This is a genomic window from Leptospira licerasiae serovar Varillal str. VAR 010 (assembly GCF_000244755.1).
GTDB lineage: Bacteria > Spirochaetota > Leptospiria > Leptospirales > Leptospiraceae > Leptospira_B > Leptospira_B licerasiae.
The window spans coordinates 337,722-351,516 of the sequence record NZ_AHOO02000005.1 but is presented as its reverse complement, the minus strand read 5'-3'; the positions used below and the strand labels follow the sequence as shown (position 1 = coordinate 351,516).

The window sequence follows — 13,795 nt, the reverse complement described above, 5'->3', positions numbered from 1 at the left end:
AATTTGGCGTCTAAACCCTTAGAACTTGCTCAAGAAAGCATGTATTTGTTTCCGAAAATATTATACTAGCTCGGCTTAGAACAAAAAGCCAAATCAAGATCGGAGCAAAAGGGAAGAATTTATGCCCGAAATGGAAAGTAATTCCACGCCCCCGGCTTCGAATCCGCTCTCGGATGAGGGCGTAATTCCGGTAGATCGTGTCGATCTGATACCGGAAGAGGAACTTCGTAACCTTCTTCTGCAAACGACTCCCAAAGCGATGAGGGATTTAGATATGATCGAGAAGGGAGTGGAGAATTTCTTTTTATTCAATTATTCTCCTTTCGCTCTCGCAAAATTCGAACAGTTACAATTTCTAAAACCTGCCGATCTAAAATATTTTGAAGATAAGAACGGATTCGTTCTATACCAATATCTATTCGTTTCGGAAGAAACGAAAGAATTAGGATTGGCTAATGTTGCAATCCGTCCCGCTTCCAGGAGAGCGGATCAGATCCAAAAGATCAAGTCCGCCTGTTTGGCTCAGTCTGCGGCCGCATTTTTACAATTCATTGTCCGAAGAGATATCAATCTAGCGGAAAGAAGGTCGGTTGGAGAATTAAGGGACTGGGTGATACGCCAGTACCTAAACACAGATGAAAAGGGAAATCTTTTGGATTTTCAAGATTCCAGAAATCTTCCTTACTCGATGAGAAATGTTAAAACTCTTTCCGTAGAATCTTTTTTACAAAGGAATTTTAAGATCAGAGAAGATATACTGACTTCGCTGATCTCTCTTTTAAGCAAAAAACCGAATGAGATTGTTGCCTTCCTATCTCAGATTAAAACGGTCCCTGATGCATTACTTGCATTGGAGAAAAGAGGAAATCGCCCTCCTTTGTTGAGGCTGCACTTAGAATTCCACGTTATCCAACCTTCTTTAGAAGAACTCGTAGGTGAAACCTCTCTAGATACTAAAAAGCCGAATGCAAATGAAGAAACCGAATTAGAGATCATTTTCGAATTATTCATCGGCTTATCTAGAAAGATCTTAATTTCACTCCTTCCCGGAGAGCAAGCAGGTTGGATCAAAGCTTCCGGAATTGAACAAGGGCCTGATTATCTAAGAGAATTGTCTAAACACCCTGCATTTACTTCCGGAAAAACCTGGGAAGGTTCCGACGTATTCTTACAAGCTTTCGAAGTTCTCTTGAACTCCATGGATTCTCTTTCCAGTTTGAGAAAAGAATCTCTCATCAATTTAGCTTTTAGTGATATAGTCATTCGGATCAGAGAATCTAAAGAACCGCTGATTGTGGATGCGAGCGCTTTAAAGATCAAAGACTCATCTATCCAGGCGGCCGGTCTTACTAAAACCGAAGTTTTGGATCAGGTATTGGAAAGATTCAAAACTCGAAATGATATTCTTACCAGAGAAAAAGTAACAGGTGCTGGTCCTGGGATTGTGGCACTTGCTCTGGAAAATGTGGTTTCTTCCTTTTTAAATAATAAAGAAAGAAGAACATCTATCCATACATTGATCCGCAAGAATGGACAGCCAAAAGGAATTTACGCTTTTTTAAAAGATGTTGTAGAAGGTGTGGATTCCGAACTTATAATCGATGAACAGATCCGTCTTTCTAAGGCGATTGCGGACTGGGAAAAAGAAACTGAAAAACAAAGGCAAAAAGCCATCCAAGATTCCAAGTCCATCTTGGTGAAACTTTTGGAGTGGATACTTGGTTTGTTCGGTGTGAATCTATCTCCTTCTACTAAAAAAGACATAGAGCCTGCGGACGAGTTCCAGTCTTCGAAACAAAGTAAGAAGTCCCCAAGCAGCGGACCTTCTGCGGAGCCCGAAAAGGAAGCTTCTAAAAAGAAAAAGTCTTTGGGTGTGTTAGTAGGTCCTAAGGAAAAATCCACTTTAATCCCGGCAAAAGTCCAGAAAGCAATAGATTACGTGGATCGCAAAAATAACGGGATTATTTGGCTGGATGAAGTGGTGAATGCTACATCTTCTCCGGAATTCGGAAAAGACAAAGTAGCTGACCTTATGTATTATGACCAGAAGCGGAGATATATCGAGATTCGCTCCATGAATTCTATCCGGCATGTATTTATCCGGAAAGAGTTGGAATCCGATTCCGCCTGGTTGGATTCTACCTTGGAATATTTGGAGAATGTCACCGCCAAAAAACCGGAATTTGCAGCCTTAGCGGATACCCTTCGCAAATTCCGAGACGAGTGATCTGCTACAAGTTCTGATTAGGACATTTGTTCCGATCCCGGAAAATCCAACCCGATCAATTCATTACTATTGAACGGAGGATTCATGAAAACTAGAATCGAAACCGACTCCATGGGAGAAATCCAGGTAGACGATTCCAAATACTGGGGCGCCCAAACCGAAAGGTCTCTTCATCACTTCCATATCGGGAACGATCGTTTTCCAAGGGAAATGATCCGTGCTCTTGGAGTTCTGAAAAAATCAGCGGCTATCGTAAACGCTCAGCTTGGTCTTTTGACCGATGAGAAAAAAAATCTGATCGTCCAAGCGGCAGACGAAGTGATCTCGGGGAAATTGGACGAACATTTTCCTCTAAGCGTTTGGCAGACCGGTTCAGGAACCCAAACCAATATGAACTCCAACGAAGTAATCTCCAATCGTGCGATAGAGATTGCAGGCGGAGTAAAAGGTTCTAAGAAGCCTATTCATCCTAACGACGATGTGAATAAGGCTCAGTCTTCTAACGATACTTTTCCGACTGCAATGCATATCGCCGCTGCAGAACAATTAGTGAACAAACTTCTTCCTGCATTAGAACAATTGAAAAATACTCTAAAGAAGAAATCGGATGAGTTCAAAGATATCATCAAGATCGGAAGAACTCACTTACAGGACGCGACTCCTTTAACTCTTGGCCAAGAATTCTCCGGCTATGTAAAACAATTGGAATACAATATTGAGAGAGTTAAGTCCGTTCTTCCATCCGTATATAGATTGGCATTAGGCGGAACTGCAGTAGGAACTGGGTTGAACACTCATCCTGAATTTGCAGTAAAAGCTGCGGCTCAGATCGCAAAGGAGACGGGATTACCTTTCACATCAGCAGAGAATAAATTCGAGGCTCTGGCAGCTCACGATTCTTTGGTAGAAACTCATGGAGTTCTAAAAACGATTGCGGCTTCTTTTATGAAGATCGCAAACGATGTAAGATGGTTGTCTTCGGGTCCTAGATGCGGGATCGGTGAGATCTCTATTCCGGAGAATGAGCCTGGATCTTCTATCATGCCTGGAAAAGTGAACCCTACTCAGTCCGAACAAATGACTATGGTAGCTTCTCAAGTGATCGCGAATGATGTTGCTGTGAATATCGGCGGCGCTTCCGGAAACTTCGAACTGAACGTTTTCAAACCTTTGATCATTCACAATGTTCTGAACTCTATCCGTCTATTGGCGGACTCTGCAGTTTCTTTCGAAGAACATTGTGCAAGAGGAATTGAACCTAATAAGGAAAATATCAAAGAACATTTGAAGAATAGTTTGATGCTTGTGACCGCACTGAACCCGCATATCGGTTATGATAATGCGGCTAAGATCGCTAAGAACGCACATAAGAAAGGAACTAGTCTGAAAGAATCGGGAATTGAACTAGGTTTATTGACTTCAGAGCAATTTGACCAATGGGTGCTTCCTGAAAAAATGATCTCTCCAAGCGTTGACTGATAAAGTCTGAAAGTTCTAAAACCTTTAAGGTATAAAAAAAGGCAGTGTTTTGAACCACTGCCTTTTTAATTCGGATCGAAACCCTACAGATTATTGTTGTTGAACAAACTTGAAGGTTACTCTGCGGTTTTTAGGATCTTTTGCATCCAATCCGGAAACTGGAGAAGAAGAACCTGCACTCTTAGTAACGATACGATTTGCAGGAATTCCTTGTTTAACTAAGGATTGTTTAACCGCTTTAGCACGAATTTCTCCGTAGAAAACGTTTCCTTTTTTATCGCCTTCTGCTTCTTCAGGTCCTACTTGGTCAGTGTGACCAGTGATCTCAAGTGCCCAAGAATCAGGAAGTTTAGAAATTCCATCTTTAAGAACGGAAATATTAACTTTTGCCCACTCGCTGAAATCGCCCGCGCTAACATCAGCCTTTTTGTAGCTGAATCCTGGACGAGTGATTCCGTCTGGATAACGGAAATCTTTAATTTGATTATTGAAAGCGTCTGCAGGAGAGTCTACGTTGACGTTACGAGAAGCTGCGGAATTTTGTTCTCCAGGCTCAGGAGCCGCTTGGTCTTTGTTGTCTGCAGAAGAGCAAAGAGCTAAGGAAAAAACCGTTGCACCGATGAGCAGGATATTGAGAATTTTTTTTACCATGTTGTATTCCTTCCTTGATTAGGGTAGGGGTTTATTTCGATGAATTTATCCAAAATATACCTATTCTCGCAAAATGGGAAATCTTTTTTAGACCTCTGTGCGAAAGGGACACGTTTTCCCTGCTTATATATTTCTTAGGAGAACTATTATGAATCTGGAACTTCATGCCGAAGTTAACGCCGACTCTGAGGGATCCAGACTCGATCGATTTTTGAAGGACTATCTGGGAGATGAGATTTCTAGAGCTTCCATTCAGCATTGGATCGATTCAGGTTGGGTCAAAGATGGAGCCGGAAAAATTCTACTCAAATCATCCTACAAGGTAAGCCCTGGAGAAAACTTCCATATATCTGTTCCTCCTAAACCTCCATTGAACTTAACGCCAGTCAAAATGGAGATCGAAGTTTTAAAAGAAACTCCACAGTATTTGATCATTCGTAAACCGGCAGGCGTTGCGTCCCATAGCGGTCCCGGAGATAGATCCGCTACCTTGGTTAACGGACTTCTCTACAAATTTAAGGAGCTTTCGAGTATCGGGGGAGAATCAAGGCCGGGTATCGTGCATCGTTTGGATAAACCGACGGAAGGGATCATGATCGTAGCCAAGAACGACCAAGCACACGCAAAACTTTCAGAGTTATTCAGAAGCAGGAACATTACCAAGAAATATCTTGCTTGGGTCCAAGGTACACTTCCGGAAGGAGAAGGCACGATAGACAGACCTATCGGAAGACATCCGGTGGAAAGATTGAAGATGACTGTGACTCCTAAGGGCCGAGCCTCCGTTACTCACTATAGGATCTTAAAAACCGCGGTCTCTAAGAACGGTAGAAAATTCTCTCTCATCGAAGCAGATTTGGAAACAGGGAGGACTCATCAGATCCGAGTCCATTTTCAGAGCTTAAGATGTCCTGTAGTTGGAGACCTACTTTACTCTAGAAACGCCGCACTTTTTGAGAACTATGGACTTTTACTTCTTTCTTATTGGTTGGAATTCAAAGATCCTTTTACCGGAGAGGAAGTTCAGATAGTTCTGGAGCCACCGCAAAGGTTCGAAAATTTTGAGAGTAATTTGGAGAATTTTTAACCGAAGACCTTATTATGATAAAAGGTCTTCGGTTCTATAAGAAAGTTTATTGGAACGAAACGGAAATCTTTCCGTCTGCAACATAACCTGCCTTTCTCAACTCCTGCAGATATGCGACTTCGTTTTTCAGATCGATGGTTATATCCAATTTCCCGGTTCCTTTTTCAGTAGCGGCTTGGAATCTAAACTCGTATTCTCCCGGATCTAATTTTGCTTTTAGTCCGCTATAATCGAAGTCCTCGTTAAAATATAAAATGATCTCTTTGCGTGCAGCGGACAGTTCCGGCCTAAAAACACCTGCTTGTTTGGCACTCGACCAAGAAGAATACTTTCCTTCAGGATTCGAAGTTTGTTTAGCGTAAAGAACGATCCTAAATTTTTTTCCGTTCGCTTCTTGAGGACCTACAGGATCTGCTAAACAAAGTAAGGCCCACATTTCTCCTGAGAAATTCCATTTGGAAACTTCTGCAGGTAGAACAGAGTCCCTGGAAATTTCTTTATCAAAAAAATAAACTGTACCTTTTTTCTTTCCTTCACAAAGATCCTTTGCCCAAGTTCCAGATGCCGCAAATAGAAGCGCTAAAACGGCCGCAATTCGAAAGAGTTTCATTCAATGCTCCTGATCTAATTTATCAAGTCTAAGGGTGGGACGAAATTTTAGATTAAATGCTATCTTTTTCAATATAAAATTGAAGAAATTTTTTGCTGGATGATTCAAAGTTATACTTCAAATACTTATACTTACTAACGTTTATGGAAGACGATAAGATAGAAAAGATCAAACAAGGCTTTTGGCCTAAGGTGAAGAAGGTCGCTGGAAAGGTCCCTTTTCTTGCGGACGCGATCGCTTTATATTATGCGATGTTAGATCCTTCTACTCCTTTAAAGGCAAAGCTGACGATTGCGGGAGCCCTTGCTTATTTCCTTACCCCTTTTGATGCGATCCCGGATATTCTATTCGGTGCAGGCTATATAGACGATGCAGGAGTGGTTGCTGCTGTTTTAGCGGCCGCTTCCATGTATGTAAAAGAAGAGCATAAGAAGAAGGCCGCAGATTTTTTAGATTCCAATCCTAAGGGTACATTGGAGAATTGAAAAACTTCTCCAATGAGCTATCAAAACGAAATCAAGATAAGATACCAACATTTCCTAAACTTTGCCCCGACCATTTCAGAGTTCCTGAAAAAGACTCATGAAAGAGAAGATCTGCAAATTTCCTTTAAGGGAAGTATAGAATCGGACCTGATCACGATCGCAGACAAGGGTTCCGAAGAACTGATCGTCTCCGAGATCAGGAAAGCATTCCCTAACGATCATATCTTAGGAGAAGAAGGAAGTAACTACGAAGGAAACTCACAGTTCAAATGGATCATAGATCCTTTGGACGGGACCGTAAATTATTCACATCGTATTCCCCTCTATTGTTGTTGTATCGGATTGGAAGATCTAGAAACAAAATCAGCAGTGATGGGGATCGTTCCTATGCCCGCGTTAGGACATGTGTATCACGCAATGTTGGGAGAAGGTGCATTCAAAGATAAAACCCCGATCAAAGTCACTCAAACAAAAGAGATTAAAAAAGCGCTCTTATGCACAGGTTTTCCTTATGATAGAGAAGAGAGGATAGAACAACTGATGTTCAATCTGAAAAAATTTATCTTAAGATCTAGAGGTGTGAGAAGGACCGGATCCGCAGGTTTAGATATCTGTTGGGTGGCAGAGGGTAAATTCGACGCATTCTGGGAAGAAGACCTGAAACCTTGGGATATGACCGCTGCGGCCGCTATTCTTCAGGAAGCAGGAGGAAAGTTAAGCACTTACGCGAATAATACGTTCCATCCTTACGTGACTAGTTTGATTGCGTCTAATGGAATATTGCATGAGAAGATGGTCGAGACGCTGCAGGAGTATTTAGATATATGAGTTGGGTTTAAATTTTTTAGTAGGAGAGTGATCTTATTCAGAGTATCTTCTTCGTATACATCTTTCTACGATCTGGGCGATTTTCTTTTCTACGACGTCCGGATTGAAGTTCGCCTGAACGTATCTTTTACCGTTATTTCCCATCTCTTCTCTTTCTCTGCCGTGATTTACTAAATATTCCGCGACTGCACAAAAGCTGTCTAGATCCGAATAATATAAACCACCGTTGCTTCTGAGACAATGGCCTCTTAGAACATCCGATCTTCCGTTGACTAAGACTGCTTTTTTGCGGATCCAAGCTTCCATGATGATAATGGAAAAACTTTCCATAGGAGAAGGATTGATGAGTATATCGGAAGAACGGATGAGTTCATCCTTTGCTTCTTCGCTTACGAAACCGAGTGGAGATACATGAGAAAATTTTGATATTCTTTGCAGGAGTTTAAGATCTCCTCTTCCTGCCAGGAGTAGTTTGTCGTTTCGACCGCTTCTTTTCTGCCATTCCGAGAAGTATTGGGCCATTTCCAACACACCCTTTCCTTCGTCTATTCTCCCTACATAAAGGAATTGAAATGAGTCTTGTGGATTTTTTCTTTCGGAAGTTTTATTTTCCGTTTCATCCGGGATGGCTAAGTGCATTCCGATCACATTTCCGAGACTTGGCTCATATCCGTATAATCTATAAAAAAGCGCTTTTTCTTCCGGAGTATTAAAACAATAAGCTGAGTCGTCTTTGAAAAGATTGGAATATACGGATAACTTTGCAGGAGGCTCATCATGCAATGTTGGAATTACAACAGACTTTTTAGCGACTAAAGGGAGTCCATAAACCATAGGATAATACAAATAAGAAACGAAAACGAATACATCGTAGTCTCTTTCATTTGTCTCGATGTACTGGATCAAGTCGGGACAATATGGGCCTTGCATATCCACCCAGATCCTTTCCTTTTCTTCTTGGGATCCGAACTTACTCTTTCCGGATTCGGAATTCCGGAACAATTTGTCCGAAAATTTATTGAACTTAGAGATATTTCTTTCTTTATCCACGGAAAATCTGAGGACTTTGATCCGATTTCCTGGTTCAGGTTCTATCCATTCTCTACTTACTTTTTTTTCTAAATCTTTTCCAAGTAACACAGGTTCCAGGTCTTTTATCGGGACCTGGTTTTTCCATGTAATATAATCCAAGGAGCGACTCGCGAGAACGGTAACTTCGTAAAACTTAGATAATATTAGAGTATATTGATATATTAGTTTTTCGGAACCACCTGAGATATGATCCGAAAAAATAGGAGTAACGACGGCTAATCTTCTACGAGAGTCTAGCAAGGACGGGCCTCAATACTGTTTCTGCGTTGATCTGGGAAAAAGAAGAAAGACGTTTTTGTTGGGTCTCAAGGATCAAATCTTTCCAGTTACGATCCGTTACCATTTTGTGGGCAAGCTCTACGATCATATCCATTCTCTTTTCTTTGAATAAGACGCCGGCGCCTGAAAGAGTCTCGCCTACTGCACCGCCATCGAATGCAAGGATCGGAATATTATGCACCATCGCTTCCAATAGAGGAACGCAAAATCCTTCGTGTTCGCTCATCGACAAGAAAAGATCACAGTTTAGATACATGGATCTTAATTCTTCGTCGGATAAAAAATCGGTGATGATCACATTCTTTCTCAATTTATAAAAATCGAGCATACGTTCTAATTCTTCTCTGTATAGATATAGCTCTTTGGAGCTGAACCCTACCATAAAAAGTTGGAACTCCGGGCCGTAAACTTTCAGATAATGAAATGCAAATCGGATCAGATCATCTTGTTTTTTGTTCGGAGCAATTCTTCCTACAAATAAGAAGCGGGGAATATTGGGTCTATTCTTGGGATAATTTTCCTTAATAGTTTGTCTTCCTTGAGGAAGTTGGTAGGTGATAGGAAGAACATCCACATCTTCGAAACCTAGATCTATAAGTTCAGATTTATTGTATTCCGAAACAGCGAAAACCTTATCGAATTTATTTCGGAGAGATTCTAATTCTTCTCTACCTTTTCGAAGAAGGTATGTGAGTTTTAGATCGTATTTTTCGAAAAAATGACCTGGCGTTACATTATGATATATTAGAATTTTAGAATTCTTGGGTTTTAATACGGTTTCCAGGACATCCGAATGGATAGAATGATGATATACTATTATATCCCTACTATTGGAAGAATAAGCTTTGTGCTTTTTTACGAAAGCGTCCGTTCCAGGGCCGGTATTCTCTGCATAAATTTCAGCAGAATATCCCAATCTTTTGAAAACGGATTTCAAGGAGTTCATCTCGTTAGAGATTGCATCTCCCAAATTAAAACCTGCCGCGAATTGATGAACTCCTCTTCTTCTGAAGATCATGAGGCAGCCACTTCTTTGAATGTGAATATTTGTTTCAAAACTCTTCCGTAAGGCATTGAATCATAATCCATACAAACTTCTCTTCGTTTGGAAGAAGCGTGAGGGCCATCTACAGGACGAGAGGAAGATTGGGACTCGAGTATATAATGGATCCACTCAGCTAATTTTTCCAAGCTGCTTAGATCTTTTTTTCGGAAAAGATATCCGGCGTCCCTTAATGTTTCCGGAACTGCGGTGCAAGCATATGCAAAAACAGGGATATCATAACTCAACGCTTCCACCAGCGGGATCCCGAAACCTTCGTGTTCGCTCATACTGATATAAGCATCCATTTCTTCCCAAAATCTGGGAAGCTCGGAGTCTTGGACCCCCATTCTAAATTGAACGTTTCCGCCGATTCCAAGTTCTCTTGCCATCTGTTTTAAGTTGGTAAAGTAATCTTCGAAAATGCCGGGAACATTGCCGATCAATAATATCCTGTATTTAGGTTCTATCCTTTTCAGAAAATAAGAGAGAAATAGAATATCTTCTATCTTCTTGCTCGGAACCAATCTACCCACATATCCGAGAGTATGACCGTTTTTGCGATTTCGTTTTTCTCCCTTCCAACCGTATTTTCTAACGATAGGGATGACGCTAGAATTTACGATATTTAGATCCTCTAGATTGGATGCGCTATATTTGGAACTGGGAAGAAAACGTTCCGTAAATCTTTTCAGTTTATGTAATTCTAATATGGATTTTTTATAATCCATTTCGAAACTCCTGAAAATATCGTTTGAAACGAACGGTTTGAAGAATTTTGGAGGAGTGATGTTCTGATAGCGAACGAATTTTCTTCCTGGAAAAGAAAGGAAAGAATCTATAGGATAACCTGAGCCTCCATATTCCAAAATATGCATGGAATTAGAGGAAAGATTATTTTCGTTATGGAGTTCTTCCGTTTGTAGTGTTTTGATCGAACCATCGCTCAGATCGTTTTGGCAGACGATCTCTGTTTTGATGCCTGAAGAATTTAAGACTTCTCTTAAACCCTTGATATCGTTCCCGATCCCGTCTTTATCCCTAAATTCGGAAATATGGAGGTAGGCGTTCATTTTCTGAAACTAAACACCGAGAATCCGTCTCCGGCCTTGGTATCCACTATATTCTTAAAACCTAATTTTTGTAAGAATTCTCTAAATGCGGACTCACTGATCTGGGTCAAAAGGATCGGTTGAAAAGGAGAAACCATTCTGTTCGAATAATTTGAATACCTGAAAATAAACTCTGTCCCGCTGGAAGTTTTAGAAGCCAAGGATTTGAAAAGTTTTTCCAAAACCCAATTCGGCAAAAGACATAGATTCGTATTGGAAACAATTTTAGAAGGAAGAGGAGACTCTGGCAGAACTTCTTCAAAAGATAGAAGGGAAACTGAATTCGTAATATGCTCTTTGATGTAAGTATATTGTGCTTTATTCCAAGTCACAGCTTTGAATTCTATCTGCGCTTTTAAGAGTTGTTTTAAGAACTTTCCCCATTCCGGATTGATCGCAAGCACAGAATCTCCAGGGTTTAATCTGGAAAGAATAAGAGTTTCACTTTCTTCTAAGGTTTCTTCCTCATAAAGAAACTCGTTGGACCAAACAAATTCAGGACTGATCTCTTTTTTAAGAGTGTAATTTAACTCTACAAACTCGTTATAGAACTTCTCGAATTTGCGTTTTAACTTTTCATGATCTCCTCTTAATAGGATCAGTTCGTTCAAAACGCTGTAGAACGCGCGAGTTCTATTTTCGGAAAGTTTTTTATCTAGAAATGCATAGAGTTCGATCAGCTTGATAAATAACCAACGGATCGGTCCACGGATGTACTTAAATTTTGGATTGGTGAACTTGGGAGGTGAGATCCCTTTTTCAAATAAATGAGCCGTTTCAGCGGCGTCGAATTCTCTGTATCCTTCGGGGGATTGGGGAGAAAACTTCCAACGAGAAAGACGTTCCAATTCTTCCTTGGAAACTGGTCTTCTGGCAAGCCTGGATTCTATCTCTTCCATGAGCTCGCGGACATTGACCGAGCTGTCCTTGATTTCTATAATGTCTGAAGATCTTTCTTCCATGGGAGCCCGGACTTTTATTCGATTGTTTTTTTCTTATTCGACAAAACAATCGTATTTTTACTTCGATTTATCATAAGAAACATGAAATACTTGGTCACAGGAGCGGAAGGTTTTGTAGGATCTTATCTGATCCCAGAACTTACAAAAGGATCCGGGTCCAAACTTCTGGGCCTGGGAATGAATCCTAAAAATACGGAGTTCTCCTTTCCTTATAAGGTTTGTGATATCCGAAATCTCCAATCGCTCGAGCAGGTTTTCGAATCCTATTCTCCGGATGTATTATTTCATTTAGCAGGTCAAACATTCGTTCCAAGAGCCATCGAAAATCCTGAGGAAACATTGCTCATCAATGTGGCCGGCACATTGAATATTTTAGAATGTTTTAAACGTTCCGGTAAAAAGGTAAAATTAGTCTATATTTCTTCTTCGGAAGTATATGGAAATTTAAAAGAAGAACAACTTCCAGTTTCGGAGAATCTTCTCCCAAGCCCGGTGAATCCATATGCTTCTTCTAAGCTTGCGGCTGAAACTTATTGCCTACAATATTCCCGTTCTTATCAAAATATAGAAACAGTGATCGCAAGACCTTTCAATCATATAGGTATCGGCCAAAATCCAAATTTTGTGGTACCAAACTTCTGCAAACAGGTATTGGAGAATATTTCCAAAAATAGTTCTTCCGAAATTTTAGTAGGTGATCTAACTCCCACTAGGGACTTCTTGCATGTAACTGATGTGGTTAAGGCTTATATTCTTTTGGCAAACAAAGGGTTGAGTGGAGAAGTTTATAATATATGTTCCGGAGCTGAGACTTCGATCTCTCAAGTTTTGAACTGGATCTTAGAATTCGCTGATTCTAAATTAGTTTCGAAACAAGATCCGACAAGATTGAGGCCTGTAGAAATGAAAAGATCTTTAGGAAATAATTCCAAACTAAAATCCTTAGGATGGGCTCCTAAAATTCCGGTAAAGGATGCAGTTCGGGAGATTTTCGAACATATTCGAAAAACAGAATATTCTTCTTAAATTACGGAACCCTTCCAAGTCTTGACCCCGCTTCCTTCGATCGGAAACGGTTTTCCTAAATATTTCGGTGCAGTGTTTGTAAGATTCATATCGATCCAAGCCAAAGTCCTTGCAAAAAATTCCCTGAACCTGCTTGTGGGTCCGCTGATATAAATCCTTCTGTCCGATTCATAAGATTGTAGATCTAATCCTATCTTTTTAGAAATGAATGCCGCTCTAGGTTGATGAAATCTTTGGCTTACAAAGATAGCATCTTTGACTTGGAAAATTTCTTTTGCTCTAACTAAAGTGTCCAATGTTCTAAAGCCCGCGTGGTCTACGAACACATCTTTTTCAGCCACTCCTCTTTCCAGAACGTACAAAAGCATAGGCTTCACTTCGTTGTAGTAGCTAGTCCCGTTATCACCTGAGAGAAGAATTTTCCGGACCTTCCCTTGTTTATATAGTTCAATTGCACAGTCTAGACGGTCTTGTAAAACGGGAGAAGGAATCCCTTTATAAACGGAAGCTCCCGGAACGATTGCAACAGTTGCCGGCTTAAGAGAACGATAGTTTCCTGCGTGAGCGCTTCTATTTTCGTAATCCCATTCGATAGAAAGGTCTATGGAAGCGGGTATCCCGATACAAATTGCAACCGCGAGTAAAACTGCAAGTCTCACCCTTCCCTTGAGATAGGCTCGGGAAGATTTTTGGATTTCCTGGTTTTTTAGTCCAAAGTCCATATTACTTTAAGGGGAGAATACGCCAAAGAACCGCTTCTGGAAAAGGAATTTTCCCTAAAATTCGGGTTTTGCTCTAAATTATGTTCTCTTTAAAGGAGACCGGATTTCTTTTTTTCTCGGACCAAAAATTTCAGTCGATATTTGGAAACATGGCGGCTACCTTGGGGTCTTAGGATACACTAGGTTATGAACC

Annotated in this window: 13 protein-coding genes; 6 read left to right on the top strand and 7 right to left on the bottom strand. The window is 40.6% G+C overall.

Annotation, left to right across the window (positions count from 1 at the left end; translation table 11 throughout):
- Positions 1 to 121: 121 nt before the first annotated feature.
- Together LEP1GSC185_RS02135 and fumC are read left to right on the top strand one after the other, a co-directional pair.
- Positions 122 to 2,227, top strand: a complete 2,106-nt coding sequence (locus tag LEP1GSC185_RS02135; RefSeq protein WP_008590678.1) for a hypothetical protein — start codon at positions 122 to 124, stop codon at positions 2,225 to 2,227.
- An 84-nt stretch (positions 2,228 to 2,311) separates the two neighbouring features.
- A complete protein-coding gene (gene fumC / locus LEP1GSC185_RS02130) occupies positions 2,312 to 3,706 on the top strand; it encodes a class II fumarate hydratase (RefSeq protein WP_008589602.1) in 1,395 nt (464 codons plus the stop codon).
- 90 nt (positions 3,707 to 3,796) lie between these two features.
- On the opposite strand, the gene loa22 is transcribed toward fumC, so the two are convergent.
- Positions 3,797 to 4,357: an OmpA family outer membrane lipoprotein Loa22 gene (gene loa22 / locus LEP1GSC185_RS02125; RefSeq protein ID WP_008590778.1), complete on the bottom strand. Its 561-nt coding sequence runs from the start codon at positions 4,355 to 4,357 to the stop codon at positions 3,797 to 3,799.
- Between the two features lie 148 nt (positions 4,358 to 4,505).
- On the opposite strand from loa22, the gene LEP1GSC185_RS02120 reads away from it, so the two are divergent.
- On the top strand, positions 4,506 to 5,444 hold the full coding sequence (locus tag LEP1GSC185_RS02120) for an RluA family pseudouridine synthase (protein ID WP_008591795.1): 939 nt from the start codon (positions 4,506 to 4,508) through the stop codon (positions 5,442 to 5,444).
- A 46-nt stretch (positions 5,445 to 5,490) separates the two neighbouring features.
- On the opposite strand, the gene LEP1GSC185_RS02115 is transcribed toward LEP1GSC185_RS02120, so the two are convergent.
- Positions 5,491 to 6,054, bottom strand: coding sequence for a hypothetical protein (locus LEP1GSC185_RS02115; protein ID WP_008590433.1), 564 nt, complete (start codon positions 6,052 to 6,054; stop codon positions 5,491 to 5,493).
- A 143-nt stretch (positions 6,055 to 6,197) separates the two neighbouring features.
- Here LEP1GSC185_RS02115 and LEP1GSC185_RS02110 point away from each other — a divergent pair, with 143 nt between their 5' ends.
- Both LEP1GSC185_RS02110 and LEP1GSC185_RS02105 read left to right on the top strand, forming a co-directional pair.
- Positions 6,198 to 6,539: a YkvA family protein gene (locus LEP1GSC185_RS02110; RefSeq protein WP_008591512.1), complete on the top strand. Its 342-nt coding sequence runs from the start codon at positions 6,198 to 6,200 to the stop codon at positions 6,537 to 6,539.
- 12 nt (positions 6,540 to 6,551) lie between these two features.
- A complete protein-coding gene (locus LEP1GSC185_RS02105; RefSeq protein ID WP_008590080.1) occupies positions 6,552 to 7,367 on the top strand; it encodes an inositol monophosphatase family protein in 816 nt (271 codons plus the stop codon).
- A 33-nt stretch (positions 7,368 to 7,400) separates the two neighbouring features.
- Here the strand turns inward: LEP1GSC185_RS02105 and LEP1GSC185_RS02100 are convergent, their stop codons facing one another.
- From LEP1GSC185_RS02100 to LEP1GSC185_RS02085, 4 genes are read right to left on the bottom strand one after another with little or no spacing between them, the layout of a single operon-like run.
- Positions 7,401 to 8,699 (bottom strand): glycosyltransferase family 4 protein, encoded by a 1,299-nt coding sequence (locus LEP1GSC185_RS02100; RefSeq protein ID WP_008591219.1) that lies wholly within the window; start codon positions 8,697 to 8,699, stop codon positions 7,401 to 7,403.
- Positions 8,683 to 9,756, bottom strand: a complete 1,074-nt coding sequence (locus LEP1GSC185_RS02095; protein ID WP_008589796.1) for a glycosyltransferase family 4 protein — start codon at positions 9,754 to 9,756, stop codon at positions 8,683 to 8,685. Before LEP1GSC185_RS02095 ends, LEP1GSC185_RS02100 begins: the two co-directional genes overlap by 17 nt.
- Entirely contained in the window at positions 9,753 to 10,853 is a 1,101-nt protein-coding gene (locus LEP1GSC185_RS02090; protein WP_008590889.1) for a glycosyltransferase, read from the bottom strand. Before LEP1GSC185_RS02090 ends, LEP1GSC185_RS02095 begins: the two co-directional genes overlap by 4 nt.
- Positions 10,850 to 11,854, bottom strand: coding sequence for an LIC_10202 family protein (locus LEP1GSC185_RS02085; RefSeq protein WP_008589713.1), 1,005 nt, complete (start codon positions 11,852 to 11,854; stop codon positions 10,850 to 10,852). The genes LEP1GSC185_RS02090 and LEP1GSC185_RS02085 overlap by 4 nt, the downstream gene beginning before the upstream one ends.
- A gap of 81 nt (positions 11,855 to 11,935) precedes the next feature.
- Here LEP1GSC185_RS02085 and LEP1GSC185_RS02080 point away from each other — a divergent pair, with 81 nt between their 5' ends.
- Entirely contained in the window at positions 11,936 to 12,880 is a 945-nt protein-coding gene (locus LEP1GSC185_RS02080) for a GDP-mannose 4,6-dehydratase (RefSeq protein ID WP_008589933.1), read from the top strand.
- On the opposite strand, the gene LEP1GSC185_RS02075 is transcribed toward LEP1GSC185_RS02080, so the two are convergent.
- Positions 12,877 to 13,602, bottom strand: coding sequence for a SanA/YdcF family protein (locus tag LEP1GSC185_RS02075; protein WP_008590933.1), 726 nt, complete (start codon positions 13,600 to 13,602; stop codon positions 12,877 to 12,879). The two genes, LEP1GSC185_RS02080 and LEP1GSC185_RS02075, sit on opposite strands and share 4 nt — an antisense overlap.
- Positions 13,603 to 13,795: the final 193 nt, after the last annotated feature.